This is a genomic window from Pseudomonas sp. B3G-3, from assembly GCF_028640915.1.
In the GTDB taxonomy this organism is placed as follows: domain Bacteria; phylum Pseudomonadota; class Gammaproteobacteria; order Pseudomonadales; family Pseudomonadaceae; genus Aquipseudomonas; species Aquipseudomonas chlororaphis_I.
In genome coordinates this window covers 33,774-57,710 of record NZ_JAQZAB010000124.1, presented here as the reverse complement: position 1 = coordinate 57,710, position 23,937 = coordinate 33,774, and the positions used below count along the sequence as shown (strand labels likewise).

The window sequence follows — 23,937 nt, the reverse complement described above, 5'->3', positions numbered from 1 at the left end:
CGGTCGCATTCTCACCGCGCTTTCACAAACCACTGACGAATCCCCTTCTAGACTTTCTCTATGAGCCGTTGAGCGGCGTGGGAGTCAGAGATGTGGCGGTATGCGGTGGTGGCATGGCTGGCGTTGCTGAGCGGTTGTGAGACGACCCACGAACAGTTGCTCAAGCAGGGTTATCCACCGGCCTTCGCCGACGGCTTCGATGACGGCTGCGCCAGCGGTCGCCAGGCCGCCGGGGCGATCAACGGCGAATTTCGCAAGAACGTGCCGCGCTACCTCAAGGACCCGCAATACGCCGAGGGCTGGAGCGACGGTTTTCGCCAGTGCCAGGCCATGCTGGAAAACCAGGATCGCAATGACTATCGGCAGCGTCACTGGGACGAACGCGAACGCGCCTGGCGAGAGGAAAAAGACCGCGACGCCGCGCGAGCCTATCGCTCGCAGTAAGTCGCTTTCAGACATGGCCCGAAACCAAAAGGCTGCGACCATGGCCCAAACCTTCATTACGGGAAAACTCCCATGAGCCGAGCCTTCGTCAATGAGGAACTGACTGCCGCCCAGGCCGACCAGCCCGTGGAGCGGCAGATCAGCGCGCAGCCCAACTACGTCACCCCACAGGGCCTGAGCGAACTGCAAGCCAAGGTCGCGTTCCTGCAAACCCGGCACAACCAACAGTCGGCACTGGGCGACCAGGCGGACCCACAGCAACTGGCCGATATCGAACGCGACCTGCGCTACTTCAACCAGCGCCTGCAAAGCGCCCAGGTGGTTCCCCAGGCGACATCGCGGTCGAAAGTGCAGATCGGCAGCCGGGTCATCTTCGCCGACGAGCACGGTACCGAGCAGTGTGTGCAACTGGTGGGAGAGGATCAGGCCGATGTCGCCAAGGGCCTGATCAATTGGGGCTCGCCGCTCGGCCGCGCGCTGCTGGGCACCCAGCTTGGCGATGAAGTGCTGTGGCAGCGCCCGGCGGGCGATCAATTGATCGAGGTGATCCGCATCGACCCGGCTTAAACCACGCCCTGGGCCAGCATGGCATCGGCGACCTTGACGAAGCCGGCGATGTTCGCCCCCTTGACGTAGTTGATCCGGCCGTTTTCTTCGCCGTAATGCACGCAGGCGTGGTGGATCGACTGCATGATGCCGTGCAGCTTGCTGTCCACCTCGCCGGCGCTCCACAGCAGGCGCATGGCGTTCTGCGACATCTCCAGCCCGCTGACCGCCACGCCCCCGGCGTTCGAGGCCTTGCCCGGGGCGAACAGAATGCCGGCCTCGATAAAGATATCCACAGCCTCCAGGGTGGTCGGCATGTTCGCCCCTTCAGCCACGCACATGCAGCCATTGCGCAGCAGCGCGCGCGCCGACTCGGCGTCCAGTTCGTTCTGGGTGGCGCACGGCAGCGCGATATCGCAAGGCAGCGCCCAAGGGTGCTGGCCGACGAGGAATTCGAGATTGAACTGCGTCGCCAGCTCGCTGATGCGCCCGCGCTTGACGTTCTTCAGCTCCAGCACCGCCTGCCATTGCTCCTCGGTCAGCCCGGCCTCGCAGTACAGCGTGCCTTCGGAGTCCGACAGGGAGATCACCTTGCCGCCCAGGTCCATGACCTTGCGCGCCGCGTATTGCGCCACGTTACCGGAACCGGAAATCGCCACGCGCTTGCCTTCCACCCGACCGTCACGGCGCTTGAGCATTTCTTCGGCGAAGTACACGCAACCGAAGCCGGTAGCCTCCGGGCGGATCAGGCTGCCGCCGTAACTCATGCCCTTGCCGGTCAGCACCGAGGTGAACTGGTTGCTCAGGCGCTTGTACTGACCAAACAGGAAGCCGATTTCCCGGGCGCCCACGCCAATATCCCCCGCCGGTACGTCCACATCCGAACCGATATGGCGATACAGCTCGCTCATGAAGGCCTGGCAGAAGCGCATCACCTCGGCGTCGCTCTTGCCCTTCGGGTCGAAGTCCGAACCACCCTTGCCGCCGCCCATGGGCAGCGAGGTCAGGGAGTTCTTGAAGGTCTGCTCGAAGGCGAGGAATTTCAGCACCCCCAGATTGACCGAAGGGTGGAAACGCAAACCGCCCTTGTACGGGCCGATGGCGCTGTTCATCTGGATGCGGAACCCGCGATTGACCTGGACCTTGCCCTGATCGTCGACCCACGACACACGGAACACCACCGCCCGCTCCGGCTCGCAGATACGCTCGAGAATGCCTGAGGTCAGGTAATGCGGATTGGCCTCCAGGAATGGCCACAGGCTGCGCAGCACCTCTTCCACCGCCTGGTGGAATTCAGGCTGGTCCGGGTCGCGCTTTTTCAGGCGGGCGAGGAAGTCTTCGACGGATTCGATCATGGGAAAGTCTCGGCAAATTTATTGTCGTTAACGGAGATTTGCCCGGGACTTTAGCAACTCGAACAGCACCATGACAGAGCAAAATGTCGCAGTTATGAATTTAAATGGTGCAATAGATATAAATATTTGGCTGTTTTCGGCCTTTTACGCACCATTCAAGGGATCTAAACCACAGGCCTCGCCCCATGATGGGCAGCTCGAAAATTGGCGGTGCCAGTCAGGGCGCATCGCGAGCAAGTTCGCTCCTACAAGAACGACACAGCCCCTGTAGGAGCGAGCTTGCTCGCGATAAGAGCCGCAGGCTCCACCTGGAAACACGCGCAAAAAAAACGGAGCCCGAAGGCTCCGTTTCTTTCAAGCAACCGACCCGGGTCAGGCCAGTTTCTTGTAACGCACGCGGTGCGGTTGGGCTGCAGCGTCGCCGAGGCGCTTCTTGCGATCGGCTTCGTACTCGGTGTAGTTACCTTCGAAGAACACCGCTTGCGAGTCGTCTTCGTACGCCAGGATGTGGGTCGCGACACGGTCAAGGAACCACCGGTCGTGGGAGATCACAATGGCGGCGCCCGGGAAGTCCAGCAGGGCTTCTTCCAGGGAACGCAGGGTTTCGACGTCGAGGTCGTTGGACGGTTCGTCGAGCAGCAGGACGTTGCCGCCCTCCTTCAGGGTCAGGGCCAGGTGCAGACGACCACGCTCACCACCGGACAGGTCCTTGACGAACTTCTGCTGGTCGCCGCCCTTGAAGTTGAAACGACCGACGTAGGTACGCGACGGGATCTCGTAGCTGCCGATGCGAATCTGGTCGGAGCCGTCGGAGATCTGCTGGAACACGGTCTTGCTGCCGTCCAGGTCCTCGCGGCTCTGGTCGACGCAAGCCAGTTGCACGGTTTCGCCGACTTCGATGCTGCCCGAGTCCGGCGTTTCCTTGCCCATCAGCATGCGGAACAGGGTGGATTTACCCGCACCGTTACCGCCGATCACGCCGACGATGGCGCCTTTGGGCATGGAGAACGACAGGTTGTCGATCAGCACGCGATCGCCGTAGCCCTTGGTGACGTTCTTGAACTCAATGACCTTGTCGCCCAGGCGCGGACCGGCCGGGATGTAGATCTCGTTGGTTTCGCTGCGCTTCTGGAATTCCTGCGATTGCATTTCTTCGAAGCGGGCCAGGCGGGCCTTGGATTTCGACTGGCGAGCCTTGGCGCCTTTGCGCACCCACTCCAGTTCTTCCTTCATGGCCTTTTCATGGGCCGACTGCTGCTTGGATTCCTGGGCCAGACGATCGGACTTGGCTTCCAGCCAGCCCGAATAGTTGCCCTCGTAAGGAATGCCGGCGCCGCGGTCGAGCTCGAGGATCCAGCCGGCGACGTTGTCCAGGAAGTAACGGTCGTGCGTGATCGCAACCACGGTGCCCGGGAAGTCGTGGAGGAAGTGCTCCAGCCAGGCCACGGAATCGGCGTCCAGGTGGTTGGTCGGTTCGTCGAGCAGCAGCATGTCCGGGGCGGACAGCAGCAGGCGGCACAGGGCCACGCGACGTTTTTCACCACCGGACAGGTGTTCGACCTTGGCGTCCCAGGCCGGCAGGCGCAGCGCATCGGCGGCGACTTCCAGCTGGCGCTCCAGGTTGTGGCCATCGCTGGCCTGCAGGATCGCTTCGAGCTTGGCCTGCTCGGCGGCCAGCTTGTCGAAGTCGGCATCCGGATCGGCGTAGGCCGCGTAGACCTCGTCCAGGCGTGCCTGGGCGTCCTTGATCACGCTGACCGCTTCCTCGACCACTTCACGCACGGTCTTGGCCGGGTCCAGCTGAGGTTCCTGGGGCAGGTAGCCGATGTTCAGCTCGGGCATCGGACGGGCTTCGCCCTCGAACTCGGTGTCGACGCCCGCCATGATTTTCAGCAGGGTGGACTTACCCGAACCGTTGAGGCCCAGCACGCCGATCTTGGCGCCCGGGAAGAACGACAGAGAAATGTTTTTCAGGATTTCCCGCTTCGGCGGAACAACTTTTCCCAGCCGATGCATGGTGAAGACGTATTGAGCCATGATGAACCTAGCGTCAGTGACTGATGAATGAAGAGCGGGCGAAGCCCGGGCCAGGCCATGCGCGGCGCCGGCATTTGATCGCGATCAATGCCTGCGTACGGAAAAAGCCTGATTGTCTGGAGCTGGAGCGCTCCCGCGTAACCGGCAAAGCTACCTCAATGGCCGGGCAAGGTCCAGCCAGCCAGGGCTGGCACTTTGCCACAACTCAAGGCATGCTAGCCGCCCTTCGGGCGTCCGGCTTATAGTGCACGTCGCGCCAGTCCAGCCAAACCGCAGGATCACAGTTTGTCCAATGCCACTCCGCCCTCTTCCCTGCGCGCAACTGCGCCTGCGTCCGGCTCGCCCCTGCGCGGTACCCTGAAAGGCGTGCTGGCGACCCTGGTCCTGTTGCTGCTCGCCCTGCTGTTCTGGCAACTGCTCGACCAACTGCAACAGACCCGCAAAGACCAGCGTCAACACGCAATCGACTACAACGCCGACCTGGCCGAACACATCAGCCTCAACCTGGCGCTCAATGCGCAGATCGCCCTTAACCTGCTGCCGATCGTCGAGCCACCCCAGAATGCCGAACAGCAGCAACTGCTGCTGAAGAAGCTGCAACTGTCCCTGCCCGACCTGCAAAGCATCGCGCTGCTGGATGCCAAGGGCCAGCTCATCAGTGACAGCGACGCCGACGGCCAGGACGCCGCCTGGCTCGCCGAGCTGACCAGCCGCAGCCGGGGCCAGCGCTACTACTACAGCAATGCCAGCCACGGCGCGCTGGTCCAACTGCTGCTGCACCAGCCCAGCGGTGCACTCAAGAGTTACTGGGTGCTGCGCCTGGCTCCCTCCTTCGCCCAGTCCCTGAGCCCCAGCCCCGACCAGGGTTTCCAACCGACCTGGGTCATTGAAAACCGCCTGAACCAGAAAGCCCTCAGTCGCGACGACGGCAGCAGCACCCCGGTGACCACCGACGACATAGCCAACAGCGTGCTGGTCGCGCCGCTGGGCAACAGCGACTGGCAATTGCGCGGCCTGTTCGACGATCGCGCGGTGATCGAGCAACTGTTGCCGGCGTTTATCGCCAAGTGCCTGCTGGGGCTGGCGTTCTCCCTGCTGCCGGTGATTGCGCTGCTGAACATGCGCCGCCGCCAGCGTCAGCTGCACGAAGGGCGCCGGCGCTACCAGGACATTTTCGAAGGCACCGGGGTCGCCCTCTGCGTCCTGGATATCTCCGGGCTGCCGGCATTTCTCGACAAGGCGCAACTGCACGACAGCGAACAACTCAAGGCCTGGCTGGAGCACAACCCACAGCAGCGCCAGCTGCTGCTGGAAGAACTGCGCGTCACCGAGGTCAATCAGGTGGCCTTGCGGCTGCTCAACGTCGACTCCTGCGAGCAGGCCTGGAAACTGCTGATCGAAGGCAGCCCGCTCCACAGCAGCGCCATCGGCAACCAGCTGCTGGAAACCGTGATCAACCAGCACAAACAGCTGGAGCTGGAAATCCGCCTCAGCGACGCCCAGGGCCATGACCAGCACTTGTGGCTGGTGCTGCGCCTGCCGGAAGACCCGGCCGACTACCGGGCGGTGATCCTCAGCATCAGCGACATCACCAGCCGCAAGCTCATCGAGCTGTCGCTGCTGGAGCGCGAGGGCTTCTGGTCGGACGTGGTGCGCACCGTGCCGGACCATCTTTATGTGCAGGACGTCATCAGCCAGCGGATGATCTTCAGCAACCACCACCTGGGCCAGACCCTCGGCTACAACAAGACCGAACTGCACCAGATGGGTGAGTACTTCTGGGAAATCCTCCTGCACCCGGAAGACGCCGACCTCTATCACCGCCTGCGCCAGGAACAGCGGCATGCCGGCTACCTGCAATTGCTGCAGTGCCATTTGCGCTTTCGCCACCGCAGCGGCCAATGGCGCTGTTTCGACATCCGCGAACAGGCCCTGGCGCGGGACAAGTACGACCAGGTCACGCGCATCATCGGCGTGGCCAAGGACATCACCGACCAGATCGAGGCCAGCGAATCCCTGCGCGACAGCGAACGGCGCTATCGCATGCTCGCCGAAAGCATCAGCGACGTGATTTTCTCCACCGACAGCCAGATGGCCCTCAACTATGTCAGCCCCTCGGTGCAGTCGGTACTGGGCTATGACGCCGAGTGGATCTTCCAGAACGGCTGGCAATCGACCATCGCCAACCCGCAACAGCTGACCGGCATCTATGCCCTGATGGAGCGGGTCAGCAAGGCCCTGGACAAACCCGAGCAACTGGCGCGATTGCGCAACCAGGTGCAGACCCAGTTGTTCCTGTTCGACTGCCTGCGGGCCGACGGGCGCAAGATTCCGATCGAGCTGCGCCTGGTGCTGGTGTGGGACGAACACGGTGCCTTCGAAGGCGTGCTCGGGGTCGGCCGCGATATCAGCCAGCAGCGCCGCGCGGAAAAAGACCTGCGCATGGCAGCCACGGTATTCGAGCACTCGACCTCGGCGATCCTGATCACCGATCCGGCGGGCTACATCGTCCAGGCCAACGAGGCGTTCAGCCGGGTCAGCGGCTACGCGGTGTCCCAGGTGCTCGACCAGTTGCCGAACATGCTCACCGTCGACGAACAGCAGGAAGCCCACCTGCGCTATGTGCTCAAGCAGCTGCACCAGCACAGCACCTGGGAAGGCGAGGTCTGGCTCAAGCGCCGCAACGGTGAGCACTATCCGGCCTGGGTCGGCATCACCGCGGTGCTCGATGACGAAGGCGATCTGGCCAGCTATGTGTGCTTCTTCACCGACATCAGCGAACGCAAGGCCAGCGAGCAGCGCATTCACCGCCTGGCCTACTACGACGCCCTGACCCACCTGCCCAACCGCACGCTGTTCCAGGACCGCCTGCACACCGCCCTGCAGTCGGCGGAGCGGCAAAAGTCCTGGGTGGTGCTGATGTTCCTCGACCTGGACCGCTTCAAGCCGATCAACGACTCCCTGGGCCACGCCGCGGGCGACCGCATGCTCAAGGAAATGGCCACCCGCCTGCTCGATTGCGTCGACGATGACGACACCGTGGCGCGCATGGGTGGCGATGAGTTCACCTTGCTCCTGCAACCGCGGACCAGCCGCGAGATCGCCCTGAACCGGGCGATCCACGTCGCCGAGCAGATTCTCGCCAGCCTGGTGAAGCCGTTCGTGCTCGAAGGCCGTGAGTTCTTCGTCACCGCCAGTATCGGCATCGCCCTCAGCCCGCAGGACGGCAACGAGCTGAGCCAGCTGATGAAAAACGCCGACACCGCGATGTACCACGCCAAGGAGCGCGGCAAGAACAACTTCCAGTTCTACCAGGCCGACATGAACGCCAGCGCCCTGGAGCGCCTGGAGCTGGAAAGCGACCTGCGCCACGCCCTGGAACAGCAGGAATTCATCCTCTACTACCAGCCGCAGTTCAGCGGCGACGGCAAGCGCCTGACCGGTGCCGAGGCCCTGCTGCGCTGGCGCCATCCGCGGCGCGGGCTGGTACCGCCGGGGGACTTCATTCCGGTGCTCGAAGAACTGGGGCTGGTGGTGGATGTCGGCGACTGGGTGATCAGCGAAGCCTGTCGCCAGCTCAAGGCCTGGCACCAGGCCAAGGTCCGGGTGCCGAAGGTCTCGGTGAACATCTCGGCCCGCCAGTTCTCCGACGGCCAGCTGGGCATGCGGATCGCCACCATCCTCAAGGACACCGGCCTGCCGCCGGCCTGCCTGGAGCTGGAACTGACCGAAAGTATCCTGATGCGCGAAGTCAGCGAAGCGATGCAGATCCTCGACGGCCTGAAAAACCTTGGCCTGAGCATCGCGGTCGACGACTTCGGCACCGGCTATTCATCGCTGAACTACCTCAAGCAGTTCCCCATCGACGTGTTGAAGATCGACCGCACCTTCGTCGACGGCCTGCCGTCCGGCGAACAGGATGCGCAGATCGCCCGCGCTATCATCGCCATGGCCCACAGCCTGAACCTGGCGGTGATCGCCGAGGGCGTGGAAACCCATGAGCAGTTGGACTTTCTGCGTGAGCACGGCTGTGACGAAGTCCAGGGCTATCTGTTCGGTCGGCCGATGCCGGCCAACAGCTTCGAAGGGCAGTTCAGCAACGACGCGCTGTTCATGTTCGACTAAAAAGCAGCGGCAAGCTTCAAGCGACGAGCGGCAAGATAGAAGCCGTTCGCCTGCAGGCTTCTAGCTTGCGGCTTGCAGCTTTCCACTTGAAGCTGATTTGCGTGCGACATGATGTCCTTTCATATGCCATCTAAAACCCGTTGAGTTAGAATGCCCCCCTTTTCTGCCCCGATCCTTGAGGACCGCCATGTTCAGCCGTGATTTGACTATTGCCAAGTACGACGCCGATCTCTTTGCCGCCATGGAGCAAGAAGCCCAGCGCCAGGAAGAGCACATTGAGCTGATCGCTTCGGAAAACTACACCAGCCCTGCGGTGATGGAAGCTCAAGGCTCGGTACTGACCAACAAGTACGCCGAAGGTTACCCAGGCAAGCGTTACTACGGCGGCTGCGAATACGTCGACGTGGTTGAGCAACTGGCCATCGACCGCGCCAAGGAACTGTTCGGCGCCGACTACGCCAACGTCCAGCCGCACGCTGGCTCGCAAGCCAACGCCGCCGTTTACCTGGCGCTGCTGTCGGCTGGCGACACCATCCTGGGCATGAGCCTGGCCCACGGCGGTCACCTGACCCACGGCGCCAGCGTTTCCTCCTCCGGCAAGCTGTACAACGCCATCCAGTACGGCATCGATGCCAACGGCCTGATCGACTACGACGAAGTCGAGCGCCTGGCGGTCGAGCACAAGCCGAAAATGATCGTGGCCGGTTTCTCTGCCTACTCGCAGGTCCTGGACTTCCCACGCTTCCGCGAAATCGCCGACAAGGTCGGTGCTTACCTGTTCGTCGACATGGCTCACGTAGCCGGTCTGGTCGCCGCTGGCGTCTATCCGAACCCGGTGCCTTTCGCCGACGTGGTCACCACCACCACCCACAAGACCCTGCGCGGTCCACGTGGCGGCCTGATCCTGGCTCGCGCCAACGCCGACATCGAGAAGAAGCTGAACTCCGCGGTATTCCCGGGCGCCCAGGGCGGCCCGCTGGAGCACGTGATCGCGGCCAAGGCGATCTGCTTCAAGGAAGCGCTGCAGCCTGAGTTCAAGGCCTACCAGCAACAAGTGGTGAAGAACGCCCAGGCCATGGCCGGCGTGTTCATCGAGCGCGGTTTCGACGTGGTTTCCGGCGGTACTCAGAACCACCTGTTCCTGCTGTCGCTGATCAAGCAGGAAATCTCCGGTAAAGACGCCGACGCCGCTCTGGGCAAGGCCTTCATCACCGTGAACAAGAACTCCGTGCCAAACGACCCACGCTCCCCGTTCGTCACCTCCGGCCTGCGCTTCGGTACTCCGGCCGTGACCACTCGCGGCTTCAAGGAAGCCGAGTGCAAGGAACTGGCTGGCTGGATCTGCGACATCCTGGCCGACCTGAACAACGAAGCGGTGATCGACGCCGTTCGTGAGAAAGTCAAAGCCATCTGCAAGAAGCTGCCGGTATACGGCGCCTGATTCGCAGAGCGTTGCATGAAAAGCCCGGCCTTCGCGCCGGGCTTTTTTTCGTCCGCGAATTGTCTGGCCCGGGACTTGTAGCCGCTGCCGAAGGCTGCGATCGGCCGGCACGGCCGTGACACTTTGAAGATCGCAGGAAGGCCTTCGGCCTTATCGCAGCCTGCGGCAGCGGCTACAGGACCAGCACCACTGGTCAGACCGGTCATGCCAATTTTCGGATCTGCCCTTGTATTCGCAGGAAAATCGGGCATAGACTGCGCCTGCACTGGACATACCGGTAAGACCACAATAATTAAGTCCCGAATCTGATGCGCTCCGCGCACGGCAGCCGGGACACCGACCAGGATTCCCCTCATGCTCAGATGGTGCTCGCGTTCGATTTTCCTCCAGGTAGTCCTCGGACTGATGCTCGGCATCGTGTGCGGACTGACACTTCCCGAATACTCCTCGCAACTCAAGCCACTGGGCGATGCCTTTATCAAGCTGATCAAGATGCTGATCGGCCTGATCGTCTTCTGTGTGGTGGTCAGTGGCATCTCCGGCGCCGGCGACCTGAAAAAGGTCGGACGCATCGGGCTCAAATCCGTCATCTACTTCGAAGTCCTGACCACCATCGCCCTGGTGATCGGCCTGGTCTTCGCCTTCACCACCGGCATCGGCAGCGGCGCCAATATCCATCTGGAACAGCTGTCCGCCGCCGACATGGGCGACATCGCCCAGCGCAGCCAGCACATGCACGGCACCTCTGAGTTCCTGATGGGGCTGATCCCCAACTCGGTCCTGGGCGCCTTCGCCGAAAACAATATCCTGCAGGTGCTGCTGTTCTCCGTGCTGTTCGGCAGCGCGTTGAACCTGGTGGGCGAAGCGGCTTCCGGCATCTCGCGGCTGATCAACGAACTCAGCCACATCATCTTCCGCATCATGGGCATGATCGTGCGTCTGGCGCCGATCGGCGTATTCGGCGCCATCGCCTTCACCACCAGCAAGTACGGCCTGGACTCGCTGCAGCACCTGGGCAGCCTGGTGGGCCTGTTCTACCTGACCTGCTTCGCGTTCGTGGCCATCATTCTCGGCGTGGTCATGCGCTGTTCCGGCCTGCGCATGTTGCCTTTCCTCAAATACCTGCGCGAAGAGCTGCTGATCGTCCTCGGCACCGCCTCCTCCGACGCCGTACTGCCACAGATCATGCGCAAACTGGAGCACCTGGGCATCGGCAGCTCCACGGTCGGCCTGGTCATCCCGACGGGTTATTCGTTCAACCTCGACGGTTTCTCGATCTACCTGACCCTGGCCATCGTCTTCATCGCCAATGCCACCGGCACGCCGTTGTCGATGTCCGATTTGCTGACCATCCTGCTGGTGTCGCTGATCACCTCCAAAGGCGCCCACGGGATTCCCGGCTCGGCGCTGGTGATCCTGGCCGCCACCCTGACGGCGATTCCGGCCATCCCGGTGGTGGGCCTGGTGCTGGTGCTGGCAGTGGACTGGTTCATGGGCATCGGCCGGGCGCTGACCAACCTGATCGGCAACTGCGTCGCCACCGTGGCCATTGCCCGCTGGGAAAGAGACATCGATATCCAACGCGCCAACAAAGTCCTGAGCGGCCAGCAGGGCTATGGTTTCCAACCGCGAAAACCGCTGCCCGGCGCGCAGCAGCAGGAGTTCTGAGGCATGCCTTGTGCCTGTCGCCGGCAGGCACAACAATCAGCGCCTGCCATGGGCCTCATCCGCCATATTCCAGGGAGTGAACAGTGATCACCTCGTCAACGGTTGTAAATTCAGTGGTAGAAAAGCTGCGCGCGGCCTTGGCCCGTGGCCAATGGCGCTCCGGCGACATGCTGCCGGGGCAACGTGAATTGGCCGAGCAGCTGGGCATCAGCCGCCCGAGCCTGCGCGAGGCGGTGACTGTTCTGGAAACCCTGGGCCTGGTGCGTTCCATGCCCGGCAAAGGCGTGGTGGTCCTGGAGGCCAGCCTCAACGAACAACCGGCCAGAGACAGCGGCGTGGCGGGTGCCAGCCTCGAGGACGTGCTGCAACTGCGCTACACCCTCGAACCCTTCATCGTCGGCCTGGTGGCGCAATCCATCAGCAGCAAGGAAGTGGGCCAGCTGCGCCTGACCCTGATGGACATGCGCGAAGCCCTGGAGGCCAACGACAGCGAAGCCGGGATGAACGCCTACATCGCCTTCCATGAAGAACTGTTCACCCTGACCTCCAACCCGATCTTCCAGAACGTGGTGCAGCAAACCAGCAATGCCCTGAAGCAGAGCGCGGAAATCCTGCGCAACTCGCCGGAGCACCTGGCCGAACGCCTGGAAGAAAACGAAGCGGTGGTCCGGGCGATCCGCAACAAGAACAGCGCATTGGCCAGTGCCGAAATGCGCCGGCACATCCTCAAGGAAGGCCAGCGCATGGGCATCGAGCTGAACATCCCGGACGACCATCTGGGCAACTAAGCCGCACAACACTTTCGTATCGGTAACCGGACTGGAGACAGGCCATGGTCAGCTACGCCTTGAACAAACTTGCATTCCCCCTCCCCGGTGCCCTGCCACGGCGCCGCACCGGCGAGAAAAAACTGCTGGTCGACGATGTCTATCCGCAGATTTTCGATGCCATTCTCGAACAACGCATCGCCCCCGCCAGCCGTTTCACCGAGGACAGCCTCGGCGAAGTGTTCGGGGTCAGTCGCAGCATCATTCGCCAGGTCCTGGCGCGTTTGTCCCACCAGCAGGTGATTATCCTGCGGCCCAACCACCGTCCCCAGGTGGCAGCACCGGACCATGAACAGACGCGGCAGATCCTGCACGCCCGCCGCCTGACGGAAATCACCCTGGTCAGGCTCGCCTGCCAGCAACCGGCGCCGCGCAACCTCAAGCGTTTGCGGGAGCTGATCGCCGCTGAGCGCGACTGCATCGACCGCGGCTTGCGTGGCCCGGCGATCCGCCTGTCCGGCGAGTTCCACCTGCAATTGGCCGAGGTGGCCGGCAACGCGCCGCTGGCGCATTTCCTCGGCAGCCTGGTGCCGCTGACGTCACTGGCGATTGCCCACCATGAAACCCGCGCCTGCAGCCATTGCGCCTGGCAGGAACATGCGGCGATTGTCGACGCCATCGAAGACGGTGACGTCAAGGCCGCAGTCGCCTTGATGACCGGGCACCTGGATCACCTGGAGGACAGGTTGCTCAAGGCCAGTGCAGGATCGAAATAACACGCTGAGTCTGAGATCGTTTCGCGAGCAGGCTCGCTCCTACAGGTAGGAGCGAGCTTGCTCGCGATGATGTCGTTGAAATCTGTAACTATTGCGCCGCCATCCGGGCGAACCCGGCACGGATCTTCTCTTCCGGCAGATCGTCGGCAATGAACACAATCACGCTCTCCCGCGTCTCGCCTTCGGCCCATTCGGTATCCCAGTCGAAACCGTACAGCTTGAGCACGCCCTGGAACACCAGGCGCCGTGGCTCACCGGCAATGTTCAGCACGCCCTTGTAGCGCAGCAGTTGCTTGCCGTGTTCTTCCAGCAGCTCGTTCATGAACTCGCTGAGCCGGTCGATATCCAGCGGCGCATCGGTGCGCAGCACCAGGCTGGAAATACGGTCGATGGAGGGCGCCTTGCTCACCGGACGCAAGCTGACACCGCCACCCAGGTCGGCATTCAGGTTGAAGCCACGCACATCCAACAGCTCGGCCAGGTCGATGCGGCCATGCTCGACCACACGGATCGGCGCACGACGGTTGATCCGGGTCAGGCGCTCGCTCAGCGCATTGAAGGTCTGCTCGTCTACCAGGTCGCGCTTGCTCACCAGCAGGCGGTCGGCGAAGCCGATCTGGGCCTGGGCGATGGTCTGGGTCAGGTGGTGCTCGGCGTGCTTGGCGTCCACCAGGGTGATGATGCCGTCGAGGATGTAACGCTCGCGCAGTTCTTCGTCGATGAAGAAGGTCTGGGCCACGGGCGCCGGGTCAGCCAGCCCGGTGCATTCGATCACCAGCCGGTCGAAGGCGATCTCGCCGCTGTCCACCCGCTCGAGCAGCAAGAACAGCGCCTTGGTCAGGTCGGTATGGATGGTGCAGCAGACGCAGCCGTTGGACAGCGTCATCACTTGCACCGGCTCGTCGCCCAGCAACTGGGTGTCGATGCCGGCATCGCTGAATTCGTTTTCGATCACGGCGATTTTCAGGCCGTGCTCGGCCTTGAGCAGATGGCGCAGCAAGGTGGTCTTGCCGGCGCCGAGGAAACCGCTGAGAACGGTGACGGGGATTGGAGAGGACAAAAGCGGTTCTCCTGAAAAAAATGGGAACGCAAAAACAACTGTAGGAGCGAGCTTGCTCGCGAAGAACTCAAGGACACCACATGCGTTCAGAATGAACTCGGCGTCTTTAGGTTTTTCGCGAGCAAGCTCGCTCCTACAGAGACACTAACGAATCAACAGCATTTCGGCCCGGCTTTGCCACCGTACCGCGCTTCCTGGCGTTCCCGGAAGAACGCCTCGTACGACATCACCGGTTTGTCCGGGTGCTTGGTCTGCATATGCTCGACGTAGTTGTCGTAGTCGGGCATGCCGACCATCAGGCGCGCGGCCTGACCGAGGTATTTACCGAGGCGACTCAGGTCATTGAACACGATTGCAATCCTCGATTACGCATCCGGCAGTGCATGGAATGGCGATTCTTTATCCGTGCGTTCTTTTTTACCCCAGGCGGAGATACCCACCTTGAGGGCGTAGAACAGGATGCTGAATACCACCAGCAGGAACAGCACCGTCAGCGTGGCGTTGGTGTAGGCGTTGAAGATCACGTGCTGCATCTGCGTGATGTCCTTGGCCGGAGCGAGGATCTGACCATTGGCCAGGGCATCGCTGTACTTCTTGGCCAGGGCCAGGAAACCGACTGCCGGGTTGGCGTCGAACAGCTTGATGAGGCCCGCGGTGGTGGTGCAGATCAGCAGCCAGGCAGCTGGCAGCAAGGTCACCCAGATGTAGCGTTGACGCTTCATCTTGATCAGCACCACGGTGCCGAGCATCAGCGCGATACCCGCCAGCATCTGGTTGGAGATGCCGAACAGCGGCCACAGGGTGTTGATGCCACCCAGCGGATCGATCACACCCTGGTACAGCAAGTAACCCCAAAGGGCCACGCAGCCGGCGGTGGCGATCAGGTTGGCGGTCCAGGACTCGGTGCGTTTCAGGGCTGGCACGAAGGAACCCAGCAGGTCCTGCAGCATGAAACGCCCGGCACGGGTACCGGCGTCCACCGCGGTCAGGATGAACAGCGCTTCGAACAAGATCGCGAAGTGGTACCAGAACGCCATGGTGTTCTCGCCCGGCAGCACCGTGTGCAGGATCTGCGCGATACCGACCGCCAGGGTCGGCGCACCACCGGCACGGGCCAGGATGGTGGTTTCACCGATGTCCTTGGCCACTGCTTGCAGGGCGTCCGGAGTAATGGCGAAGCCCCAGCTGCTGACCGTCTGCGCCACGGTTACCACGTCACCGCCGACGATGGCCGCCGGGCTGTTCATGGCGAAGTACACGCCTGGCTCGATCACCGAAGCGGCGACCATCGCCATGATGGCCACGAAGGACTCCATCAGCATGCCGCCATAACCGATGTAACGGGCGTTGGTTTCGTTATCCAGCAGCTTCGGCGTGGTCCCGGAAGAGATCAGCGCGTGGAAGCCGGACACCGCGCCACAGGCGATGGTGATGAACAGGAACGGGAACAGGCCGCCTTTCCAGACCGGGCCGGTGCCGTCGGTGAACTGGGTCAGCGCCGGCATTTTCAGCTCGGGCATGGTGATCAGGATGCCGATCGCCAGGGCGATGATGGTACCGATCTTGAGGAAGGTCGACAGGTAGTCTCGCGGCGCCAGGATCAGCCATACCGGCAGCACCGCGGCGACGAAACCGTAGCCGATGAGCATCCAGGTGATCTGTACGCCGGTGAAGGTGAAGGCCTTGGACCACACAGGATCCGCGGCGATCTGGCCCCCCAGCCAGATCGAGCCCAGCAGCAGGAGCACGCCGATGACGGAGATTTCACCGATGCGGCCCGGGCGGATGTAGCGCATGTAGACGCCCATGAACATCGCGATCGGGATGGTCGCCATCACCGTGAAGATGCCCCACGGGCTTTCGGCCAGGGCCTTGACCACGATCAGCGCCAGCACCGCGAGGATGATGATCATGATCAGGAAGCAGCCGAACAGCGCAATGGTCCCCGGGATCCGGCCCATTTCCTCACGGACCATGTCGCCCAGGGAACGGCCGTTGCGCCGGGTGGACATGAACAGGACCATGAAGTCCTGCACCGCCCCCGCCAGCACCACCCCGGCAATCAGCCAGAGCGTGCCGGGCAGATAGCCCATCTGCGCCGCCAGTACCGGCCCCACCAGCGGGCCCGCGCCGGCGATGGCCGCGAAGTGGTGACCGAAGAGAATGTGCTTGTTGGTCGGAACATAGTCCAGACCGTCGTTGTTGAGCACGGCGGGGGTGGCCCGGCGTGCATCGAGCTGCATCACGTTGTTAGCGATGAACAGGCTGTAGTAACGGTATGCGACCAGATAGATGGCCACGGCAGCGACCACGATCCACAAGGCGTTGATCGCCTCGCCGCGGCGCAATGCCACTACGCCGAGGGCGCACGCTCCTACGATTGCCAGCACCAGCCAGGGTAAGTGGCGTAGCGGGCTATTATTATTTTTCATTTTATTATTCCAGCCAGGGTGGACAAGAAAGACAGCCATCCGGAGTTTAGCGCTACTGGCCCCAAAGGCCACCCCCCACGTTGGTCTAGAGCGCCCTTTTGAGTTTTTTCTTAGGTTTTGCACCGCCTCGGTGCAACCGCTTCTGGAAGCACTGAACCACCCGGGCGAAAAAGCGGTCGCACCTTTAACGACTCGCCGTCTGGAGTGCCCATGCCCGCTCCGCCCGATGGACCGCCGCTGTCACCGCCGCTGCTGTATCTGCTGTTCCTGATAGCAGCGCTGTTGCTTGCCGACGCTGTGCCCTTGCCGGTCCCGGTCAACGGCTGGCTGCGCACCCTGGCCCTGCTGCTGATCATCGGCGGCCAGGGCCTGTCGTTCTGGGCGATGTGGCGTCTCAGGCAACGGCACACCACCACCAGCAATCGCGGCGAACCCCGGCGCCTGCTGTGCGACGGCCCGTTCGCGATCTCGCGCAACCCCATCAATCTCGGCGACACCCTGGGTTACTGCGCCATTGCCCTGCTGCTCGGCAGCCTGTGGCCGTGGCTGCTGTTGCCGCTGCTGATTTACCTGATGAACCTGACGGTGATCCGGCCGGACGAGAACCATCTGCTGGAGTTGTTCGGCGACCGCTACCGTGACTATTGCCGCAAGGTGCGCCGCTGGCTGTAGCGGTGGGAGCGCACCCGGGTCTGGTCTATAGTCATTTCACCACGCAGAGGGGCTGCTCATGAGCGAACACCATGCCGATCGTCGCCGTTTCAAACGCATCGCCTTCGATGCCCGCACCGAACTGAGCCAGGGCCCTTATCGCTGGTCCGTGCAACTGGTCGATCTCTCGCTCAGGGGCATGCTGATCCAGCGTCCCGATCCCTGGCTGGGGGACGAAAGCCAGCCGTTCGAAGCCGATATCCATTTGAGCGATGACGCCGAAGTGCGCATGGACGTGCGACTGGCGCACGACGATCACGGCCAACTGGGCTTTGTTTGCCTGCATATAGACCTGGAATCGATCGAGCACCTGCGCCGGCTGATCGAACTGAACCTCGCCGATCCGCAGGAGCTGGAGCGTGAGCTGGGGGCGCTGCTGGAGGTTTGAGCGCCCGCCTCTTCCCGTCAGACGCTCAAGGAAATGCCGAGGGCGCGGGGAATTCGCTTTCCATATCCCAATAACCAGGCTGTTGCCGACTGGCGGCGACCCACTGCCCGTCCACCCAGCGATAAGTCCGGTACGTGGTCACAAAATCGTCACCCTCGCTGGCAGGCGCCGAAGACACCTGGGCAATCGCCTCGGTAGCGCCCGCTGCCGCTGGAAGGATCTGCCAGGCCGCCTTGCCGGTCTGGGCCAACCCCAGCGGGCGCTGCTCCCCGCTTTCGTCCCGATACTGAACCGGCTCCAGCCGGCTTTGTGTCGGCACCAGGAGCTGCGTGGCCGGGCCGCTGTAGCTGCCCATCGGCGCCGTCTGATCGACGGTGAGGAAAAACGCCGGGTATGGCAGGCCGCTGAGCGGCGCCTTTTCCACCTTCGCCAGCGGGTAGCCCAGGGACTGCTCGGCAAGCACCTCGCCGACCTCCGACACCAGGCGCACCCGGGCCTCCAGCTGTGGCTGGTGTTCGCTGTCCGTCGACTCGTCGAAGGTTTCCTCGTCCAGGCCGCTGCCCCAGCTCTGCGCGTGCAGTTGCGCGGTGATACGCCGGTCTTCCAGCACCTCGAGCACCGTGCCGTCGCCGACCAGCAATTCCTGGGCGATCCGATAGCCGCGCGGCGCATCCTCCTGGCTGGCTACAGCCAGGCCGCTACCCCACAACAACGCAAAACCGAGGGCACCCAGGCCCGCTGCTGTCATCCGCATGAACTGCTTCCTTTCAGTGGCACAAGGGGTCATTCGAACAGCGCATCCAGCGCCTGCTCCAGACGGGTTACCGCAATGATCCGCAAGCCCTGTGGCGGCTCTTTCGGGGCATTGCCCTTGGGCACGATGGCCCGTTTGAAACCGTGCTTGGCCGCCTCCTTGAGGCGCTCCTGGCCGCTCGGCACCGGGCGTACTTCGCCGGACAGGCCGACTTCGCCGAACACCAGCAGATCGTGGGGCAAGGGCCGGTTGCGCAGGCTGGACATCACCGCCGCCATCAACGCCAGGTCGGACGCGGTTTCCAGCACCTTGACCCCGCCGACCACGTTGAGGAACACGTCCTGATCGTGGGTCGGAATGCCGCCGTGACGGTGCAGCACCGCCAGCAGCATCGCCAGGCGGTTCTGGTCCAGGCCCAGGGTGACCCGCCGCGGATTGGCCAGGTGGCTGTCATCCACCAGCGCCTGGACTTCCACCAGCATCGGCCGGGTGCCTTCCCAGGTGGCCATGACCACGCTGCCCGGGACTTCTTCCTGGGCACGGGTGAGAAAGATCGCTGAAGGGTTGGAAACCTCTTTCAAGCCGCGATCGGTCATGCCGAACACGCCCAGCTCGTTGACCGCGCCGAAGCGGTTCTTCACCGCCCGCAGCAAGCGCAGGCGGCCGTCGGACTCACCTTCGAAATACAGCACGGTGTCGACCATGTGCTCGAGGACCCGCGGCCCGGCCAGCGCGCCCTCCTTGGTCACGTGGCCCACCAGGAAGATCGCCGTGCCGCTCTGCTTGGCGTAGCGCACCAGCAGCGCCGCGCTTTCGCGCACCTGGGAAACCCCGCCGGGGGCCGATTGCAGTTGCTCGGTGAAGATGGTCTGGATCGAGTCGATCACCATGACCTTGGGCTTCTCCTGCCGGGCCGTGGCGATGATGGTTTCGATGCAGGTTTCGGTCATCACCCGCAGTTGGTCCTGGGGCAGGCCCAGGCGCCGGGCACGCATCGCCACCTGTTGCTGCGATTCTTCGCCTGTGACGTAGAGCGCCGGCATGCGGGTGGCGATGTTGCACAAGGTCTGTAACAGAATGGTCGACTTGCCGATCCCCGGGTCGCCGCCAATCAGCACCACCGAACCGTCGACCAGACCGCCGCCGAGCACCCGGTCCAGTTCGCCGGAAGCCGTGGAAAAGCGTGGAATCTCTTCGACGCTGACCTCGGCCAGGGTCTTGATCTGCGCCTGCTGCCCGGCCCAGCCGGTGCGACCGCTGGGGGCCGCGGCGCCACCGCTTTCCACCATGGTTTCGGTCAGGGTGTTCCAGGCTCCGCATTCGCCGCACTGGCCGGCCCATTTGGGAAAGGTTGCGCCGCACTCGGTGCAGCCGTACATGCGCTTGGCCTTGGCCATCTGATCCCCCGGCAAAAACCGCGATGATAGCTCAGCTGGAGCGGATCAGCGCGGCGCGGCCGTGTGGATTTCACCGTCGGCCAGACGCGCGGCGCTGTTGCCCAGCGGATCTTCGGCATTCAGGTCGGCGCCCTTGGTCGCCAGGGCATCGAGCAGCTCCACCCGCTTGAACAGCCCGGCGTACATGGCTGCGGTCTGGCCAGCGCCGTTGCGCTGGTCAGGGTTGCAGTCGGTGGCCAGCAGGCGCCGGGCGATCTTCACTTCGCCCTTGAAAATGGCGCCCATCAGCGCCGTGTTGCCTCTTTTGTCCTGGGCGCAGGCATCGGCACCGGCGGCCAGCAAACGCTCCACCGCCGGTCCCTGGCCGTGATACGCCGCAAGGATCAGGGCGGTGTAGCCCTTCTCGTCCTGGGTATCGAGGGAATAACCGGCCTCGATAAAGGTATTGAGCATCTCGACGTCGCCACGACGGGCCGCATCGAAGTAGTAATTCTGTAACTGGGCCTTGACCGCCGCCGGGTCCGTGGGCACCGGTTGCTGCGCATAAGCGCCCAGCGAGCAGGCGGCCAGCAGCAGCGAAATGAACAAGCGCATGGTGCGACTCCCTTGCCTTGCAAAAACCTGTAGGAGCGAGGCTTGCCCGCGATGACTTCGGCCCGGGTAAATACGTTCGTCAGGGAGAACGCAGTCACCGGTATTGGGGCCGCTGCGCGGCCCATCGCGGGCAAGCCTCGCTCCTACAAAAAGGAAGCGTCACGCCGGGGCGTGACGCTGGTTGAGGTTAATCCGACAGCTTGGCGGCCAGGGCCTTGACCCGGGCCAGGTCGCCCTTGGCCACCTTGGTCACGCCAGTGCCGTACTCGGGATCGGCCTTGTAGAGGAACGACAGCATGATGTGCTTGCTCTCGTCATCGGTGGTCGCCAGGGAACCGCCGAAGTTCTCGATCAGGTCCTGGCGCTCTTTCTGGCTCAACGAGCGATACAGATCGCCGGCCTGCTTGAAGTTCTGCTCGCGCTGGATCTTCGCCTGCTGGGTGCTGCCACTCAGCGCCAGCTGGCTGTAACGCGCGCTTTGCGGCTCTTCGCGCGGCATCAGGCGGCTCGGCTGGTAATTCACACCGGTGCTGGTGCTGCCACTGTTCATCGCGCCATCCTGGTTGCCGTTGTTCACCGCGACTTTCGGCGCGTTGATCGGCAATTGCAGGGCGTTGGCGCCCAGGCGGTACAGCTGGGTATCGGCATAGGAGAACACCCGGCCTTGCAGCAGGCGGTCTTCCGACGGCTCGATGCCCGGCACCAGGTTGGCCGGGGCCATGGCCACCTGTTCGGTTTCCTGGAACACGTTGGCCGGGTTGCGGTTGAGCACCATCTGCCCGACCTTGCGCTCAGGCACGCCCGGCCAGATCTTGGTGGCATCCAGCGGGTCGAAATCGAACTTGGCCAAGTCTTCCGGCTTCAGGACCTGGACATACAGGTCCCATTTCGGGAAATCGCCCTTGTTGATATGCGTGACCAGGTCATTGGTCATATGGCTGTAATCACGCCCCTGCACCTCGACCACTTGTTTGGGATCGAGGTTTTTGATGCCCTGCAAACTTTTCCAGTGAAACTTCACGTAATGCACTTCGCCCTTGGCATTGATCAACTTGTAGGCGTGCACGCCATTACCGTCCATTTCCCGGTAACTGGCCGGAGTACCGGAATTGGAATACAGCTCGGTCAGGGTCCGGGTGGCTTCCGGAACATGGGAGAAGAAATCGAAGCGCCGGGAATCGTCATCCAGGTTGGTCCGTGGATCAGGTTTGAACGCATGAACCATGTCCGGGAATTTGATCGCATCGCGAATAAAGAAAGTCGGGAAGTTGTTGCCGACCAGATCCCAGTTACCGTCGGCGGTATAGAACTTGGTGGCAAAACCGCGCGGGTCACGCAGGGTTTCCGGCGAATGATTGCCGTGCACTACCGCGGAAAAACGCACGAATACCGGCGTGACCTGTCCGGCAGCGAATACCTTGGCCTTGGTCAGGTCGCTCAGGCTGTCGGTCACGGTGAAGGAACCATGGGCACCGGTGCCACGGGCATGCACCACCCGCTCTGGAATGCGCTCGCGATCGAAGCGCTGGAGCTTCTGGATCAACTGCACATCCTGCAGCAATACCGGCCCGGTAGCGCCCGCAGTCTGCGAGTTCTGGTTATCGCCCACCGCGGCCCCGTTATCCCGGGTCAAAGTAGCGGCCTGTACGGAAAGAGAAAGCATACTGGCGGCGAGTACGCCCACTATGCGTCGTTGGGAAAAACTCCCAAGGCCAATGATCATGGTCATGTTTTATTCCTCTGGTTTTAATCAAACGCATCCAGGTGCGCCTGTCAGAGGCTAGTGACCAAAGAGTCGAAATCTAAATAGAAAGGTCGCAACAGTCTGATTGAAAAAATATTCTGGTATGAAAGAGCAAGCGCGGGTATTTCGCGCGCGATTGATGGCACTTTGTAAACTATTTGCCGTTAACCCGGTCGATAACTCCGAACGCTGTAAGCAGTTGTTGCAAGCAAGATGCCTTTTGCTGAATTACACTGCGTTCACCAACCTCATCTGTAACAAGGAATAACCTATGGGCGTGCTAAGTGAGTTCAAGGCCTTCGCGGTCAAAGGTAATGTGGTCGACATGGCCGTCGGTATTATCATCGGCGCCGCATTCGGCAAGATCGTCTCGTCGTTTGTTGGCGATGTGGTGATGCCGCCAATCGGCTTGCTGATCGGTGGGGTGGACTTCAGTGATCTGGCGATCACGCTCAAGGACGCCGTCGGCGAGACACCGGCCGTGGTGCTGGCCTACGGCAAGTTCATCCAGAGCCTGATCGACTTCATCATCGTTGCCTTCGCCATCTTCATGGGCGTGAAAGTGATCAACCGCCTGAAGCGTGAAGAAGCCGTGGCACCGGCCGCTCCTACCAAGGAAGAAACGCTGCTGGGCGAGATCCGCGACCTGCTCAAGGCGCAGAACAACAAGCCCTGAGGCTTGTGCCGCAACAAAACGGCGCCCCTGCAAGTCAGGCGGCGCCATTTTTTTACCAGTAGTTTTCCACCGCCACCTGCCCGGGCCGCCGGGTCAGGCTCAGGTGCATGTCGCGCTGTTTGAGCAGGGCGCGGGTGTCGTCGATCATCTGCGGGTTGCCGCAGAGCATCACTCGCGAGTGCTCGGCGCTCAGCGGCACACCGGCGACGCGCTCCAGCTCACCGTTTTCGATCAAATGGGTGATCCGCCCATTGAGGCTGCCAGGATGCAACTCACGGGTCACCGTGGTGATGACTTGCAGCTTATGGGCAACTTCCGCCAGATAATCGCGCTGCTTCAGCTCGGCCAGCAATTGCTGATAAGCCAGCTCCTTGGCCTCGCGCACGCTGTAGACCAGGATGATCCGCTCGAATTTCTCCCAGACTTCGAAGTCCTGGAGGATCGAAACAAAAGGCGCGATTCCGGTGCCGGTGGACAGCAGCCAGAGGTCGCGGCCATCGACGAAACGGTCGAGGGTCAGATAACCGAACGCCTGCCGGTCCACCATCAGGGTATCGCCCTCCCCCAGCCGGCTCAGCTCACTGGTGAACTCGCCGTCGGGCACGACGATGGAGAAGAACTCGAGAAACTCATCAAAAGGCGAAGACACCATGGAGTACGCCCGCCACACCGTGCTGCCGTCGGCCTTGGTCACCCCCAGGCGGGCGAACTGCCCGGCGCGAAAGCGAAAGCCTGCGTCCCGCGTGGTGCGCAGGGTAAACAGGCTGGGAGTCAGGGGCTGGACGTCGAGCAAGGTCTGGCGCGTGTATTTTTCTGCACTGGCAGTCATGGCAGGCTCCAATAAGCGAATGCCCTTAGTGTCCCGCAAAGCGCGCGACAGAAACACCGGCGGTTTGTAATGGCATAGAGCGCGGGCAATCGAGCGCAAAAAAACGTACCATTGGCCCCCTCTTCGGGCACCTGCCACGTGGCCTGCACGCCACCTGCCCGAACGGTCCAGCCCGCATCGCGCTCCTCCCGCC

General features: G+C 62.5%; 20 protein-coding genes. 10 read left to right on the top strand and 10 right to left on the bottom strand.

The window, feature by feature from the left end; all coding sequences use genetic code 11:
* Window positions 1–90: 90 nt before the first annotated feature.
* Both PVZ80_RS25865 and PVZ80_RS25860 read left to right on the top strand, forming a co-directional pair.
* Window positions 91–444 carry a hypothetical protein gene (locus PVZ80_RS25865; protein ID WP_009050955.1) on the top strand — a complete coding sequence of 118 codons (354 nt, stop codon included), beginning with the start codon at window positions 91–93 and terminating at the stop codon, window positions 442–444.
* Between the two features lie 72 nt (window positions 445–516).
* Entirely contained in the window at window positions 517–1,011 is a 495-nt protein-coding gene (locus tag PVZ80_RS25860) for a GreA/GreB family elongation factor (protein WP_009050956.1), read from the top strand.
* Here the strand turns inward: PVZ80_RS25860 and gdhA are convergent.
* Together gdhA and ettA are read right to left on the bottom strand one after the other, a co-directional pair.
* Window positions 1,008–2,345 carry an NADP-specific glutamate dehydrogenase gene (gene gdhA, locus PVZ80_RS25855; protein WP_273864752.1) on the bottom strand — a complete coding sequence of 446 codons (1,338 nt, stop codon included), beginning with the start codon at window positions 2,343–2,345 and terminating at the stop codon, window positions 1,008–1,010. The genes PVZ80_RS25860 and gdhA overlap by 4 nt on opposite strands.
* Before the next feature lie 372 nt (window positions 2,346–2,717).
* A complete protein-coding gene (ettA, locus tag PVZ80_RS25850; RefSeq protein ID WP_009050958.1) occupies window positions 2,718–4,382 on the bottom strand; it encodes an energy-dependent translational throttle protein EttA in 1,665 nt (554 codons plus the stop codon).
* A gap of 285 nt (window positions 4,383–4,667) precedes the next feature.
* Between ettA and PVZ80_RS25845 the strand changes: the two genes are divergently transcribed.
* From PVZ80_RS25845 to PVZ80_RS25825, 5 genes are all read left to right on the top strand, one after another.
* A complete protein-coding gene (locus tag PVZ80_RS25845) occupies window positions 4,668–8,507 on the top strand; it encodes a sensor domain-containing protein (protein ID WP_038635247.1) in 3,840 nt (1,279 codons plus the stop codon).
* A 187-nt stretch (window positions 8,508–8,694) separates the two neighbouring features.
* Entirely contained in the window at window positions 8,695–9,948 is a 1,254-nt protein-coding gene (gene glyA / locus PVZ80_RS25840) for a serine hydroxymethyltransferase (RefSeq protein WP_009050960.1), read from the top strand.
* 354 nt (window positions 9,949–10,302) lie between these two features.
* Window positions 10,303–11,616 carry a C4-dicarboxylate transporter DctA gene (locus PVZ80_RS25835; protein ID WP_009050961.1) on the top strand — a complete coding sequence of 438 codons (1,314 nt, stop codon included), beginning with the start codon at window positions 10,303–10,305 and terminating at the stop codon, window positions 11,614–11,616.
* Between the two features lie 83 nt (window positions 11,617–11,699).
* Window positions 11,700–12,404 (top strand): FadR/GntR family transcriptional regulator, encoded by a 705-nt coding sequence (locus PVZ80_RS25830; RefSeq protein ID WP_273864751.1) that lies wholly within the window; start codon window positions 11,700–11,702, stop codon window positions 12,402–12,404.
* Window positions 12,405–12,448: 44 nt separating this feature from the next.
* Window positions 12,449–13,159: a GntR family transcriptional regulator gene (locus PVZ80_RS25825; RefSeq protein WP_038635253.1), complete on the top strand. Its 711-nt coding sequence runs from the start codon at window positions 12,449–12,451 to the stop codon at window positions 13,157–13,159.
* A gap of 88 nt (window positions 13,160–13,247) precedes the next feature.
* Here the strand turns inward: PVZ80_RS25825 and yjiA are convergent, their stop codons facing one another.
* From yjiA to PVZ80_RS25810, 3 genes are all read right to left on the bottom strand, one after another.
* Window positions 13,248–14,219: a GTPase gene (gene yjiA, locus PVZ80_RS25820; protein WP_009050964.1), complete on the bottom strand. Its 972-nt coding sequence runs from the start codon at window positions 14,217–14,219 to the stop codon at window positions 13,248–13,250.
* Between the two features lie 152 nt (window positions 14,220–14,371).
* The gene (locus tag PVZ80_RS25815) at window positions 14,372–14,569 is read right to left on the bottom strand and encodes a YbdD/YjiX family protein (protein ID WP_007930039.1); all 198 of its coding nucleotides are present in this window, start codon (window positions 14,567–14,569) and stop codon (window positions 14,372–14,374) included.
* A gap of 15 nt (window positions 14,570–14,584) precedes the next feature.
* Window positions 14,585–16,651: a carbon starvation CstA family protein gene (locus tag PVZ80_RS25810; protein WP_009045728.1), complete on the bottom strand. Its 2,067-nt coding sequence runs from the start codon at window positions 16,649–16,651 to the stop codon at window positions 14,585–14,587.
* Between the two features lie 210 nt (window positions 16,652–16,861).
* On the opposite strand from PVZ80_RS25810, the gene PVZ80_RS25805 reads away from it, so the two are divergent.
* Window positions 16,862–17,323 (top strand): methyltransferase family protein, encoded by a 462-nt coding sequence (locus PVZ80_RS25805; RefSeq protein ID WP_009050965.1) that lies wholly within the window; start codon window positions 16,862–16,864, stop codon window positions 17,321–17,323.
* A gap of 58 nt (window positions 17,324–17,381) precedes the next feature.
* The gene (locus tag PVZ80_RS25800) at window positions 17,382–17,750 is read left to right on the top strand and encodes a PilZ domain-containing protein (RefSeq protein WP_016703705.1); all 369 of its coding nucleotides are present in this window, start codon (window positions 17,382–17,384) and stop codon (window positions 17,748–17,750) included.
* Between the two features lie 25 nt (window positions 17,751–17,775).
* Here the strand turns inward: PVZ80_RS25800 and PVZ80_RS25795 are convergent, their stop codons facing one another.
* From PVZ80_RS25795 to katB, 4 genes are all read right to left on the bottom strand, one after another.
* Window positions 17,776–18,504: a hypothetical protein gene (locus tag PVZ80_RS25795; protein WP_038635259.1), complete on the bottom strand. Its 729-nt coding sequence runs from the start codon at window positions 18,502–18,504 to the stop codon at window positions 17,776–17,778.
* Between the two features lie 29 nt (window positions 18,505–18,533).
* Complete coding sequence (gene radA / locus PVZ80_RS25790; protein WP_009050968.1) at window positions 18,534–19,901, bottom strand: DNA repair protein RadA; 1,368 nt, start codon at window positions 19,899–19,901, stop codon at window positions 18,534–18,536.
* A gap of 45 nt (window positions 19,902–19,946) precedes the next feature.
* On the bottom strand, window positions 19,947–20,495 hold the full coding sequence (locus PVZ80_RS25785; protein WP_009050969.1) for an ankyrin repeat domain-containing protein: 549 nt from the start codon (window positions 20,493–20,495) through the stop codon (window positions 19,947–19,949).
* Between the two features lie 187 nt (window positions 20,496–20,682).
* Window positions 20,683–22,224, bottom strand: a complete 1,542-nt coding sequence (gene katB / locus PVZ80_RS25780; RefSeq protein WP_273864749.1) for a catalase KatB — start codon at window positions 22,222–22,224, stop codon at window positions 20,683–20,685.
* Between the two features lie 286 nt (window positions 22,225–22,510).
* Between katB and mscL the strand changes: the two genes are divergently transcribed.
* Window positions 22,511–22,915 (top strand): large-conductance mechanosensitive channel protein MscL, encoded by a 405-nt coding sequence (mscL, locus tag PVZ80_RS25775; protein WP_016703708.1) that lies wholly within the window; start codon window positions 22,511–22,513, stop codon window positions 22,913–22,915.
* Between the two features lie 52 nt (window positions 22,916–22,967).
* Here mscL and PVZ80_RS25770 read toward each other — a convergent pair whose 3' ends face one another.
* Window positions 22,968–23,744, bottom strand: a complete 777-nt coding sequence (locus PVZ80_RS25770; protein ID WP_110175906.1) for a ferredoxin--NADP reductase — start codon at window positions 23,742–23,744, stop codon at window positions 22,968–22,970.
* Between the last annotated feature and the right edge of the window lie 193 nt (window positions 23,745–23,937).

Excerpts from the sequence above, each read along its gene's own strand:
- PVZ80_RS25865 (WP_009050955.1), top strand. The coding sequence starts at position 91 with ATGTGGCGGTATGCGGTGGTGGCATGGCTGGCGTTGCTGAGCGGTTGT.
- PVZ80_RS25860 (WP_009050956.1), top strand. The coding sequence starts at position 517 with ATGAGCCGAGCCTTCGTCAATGAGGAACTGACTGCCGCCCAGGCCGAC.
- gdhA (WP_273864752.1), bottom strand. The coding sequence starts at position 2,345 with ATGATCGAATCCGTCGAAGACTTCCTCGCCCGCCTGAAAAAGCGCGAC.
- ettA (WP_009050958.1), bottom strand. The coding sequence starts at position 4,382 with ATGGCTCAATACGTCTTCACCATGCATCGGCTGGGAAAAGTTGTTCCG.
- glyA (WP_009050960.1), top strand. The coding sequence starts at position 8,695 with ATGTTCAGCCGTGATTTGACTATTGCCAAGTACGACGCCGATCTCTTT.
- PVZ80_RS25835 (WP_009050961.1), top strand. The coding sequence starts at position 10,303 with ATGCTCAGATGGTGCTCGCGTTCGATTTTCCTCCAGGTAGTCCTCGGA.
- PVZ80_RS25825 (WP_038635253.1), top strand. The coding sequence starts at position 12,449 with ATGGTCAGCTACGCCTTGAACAAACTTGCATTCCCCCTCCCCGGTGCC.
- PVZ80_RS25810 (WP_009045728.1), bottom strand. The coding sequence starts at position 16,651 with ATGAAAAATAATAATAGCCCGCTACGCCACTTACCCTGGCTGGTGCTG.
- PVZ80_RS25805 (WP_009050965.1), top strand. The coding sequence starts at position 16,862 with ATGCCCGCTCCGCCCGATGGACCGCCGCTGTCACCGCCGCTGCTGTAT.
- PVZ80_RS25800 (WP_016703705.1), top strand. The coding sequence starts at position 17,382 with ATGAGCGAACACCATGCCGATCGTCGCCGTTTCAAACGCATCGCCTTC.
- PVZ80_RS25795 (WP_038635259.1), bottom strand. The coding sequence starts at position 18,504 with ATGCGGATGACAGCAGCGGGCCTGGGTGCCCTCGGTTTTGCGTTGTTG.
- radA (WP_009050968.1), bottom strand. The coding sequence starts at position 19,901 with ATGGCCAAGGCCAAGCGCATGTACGGCTGCACCGAGTGCGGCGCAACC.
- PVZ80_RS25785 (WP_009050969.1), bottom strand. The coding sequence starts at position 20,495 with ATGCGCTTGTTCATTTCGCTGCTGCTGGCCGCCTGCTCGCTGGGCGCT.
- katB (WP_273864749.1), bottom strand. The coding sequence starts at position 22,224 with ATGACCATGATCATTGGCCTTGGGAGTTTTTCCCAACGACGCATAGTG.
- mscL (WP_016703708.1), top strand. The coding sequence starts at position 22,511 with ATGGGCGTGCTAAGTGAGTTCAAGGCCTTCGCGGTCAAAGGTAATGTG.
- PVZ80_RS25770 (WP_110175906.1), bottom strand. The coding sequence starts at position 23,744 with ATGACTGCCAGTGCAGAAAAATACACGCGCCAGACCTTGCTCGACGTC.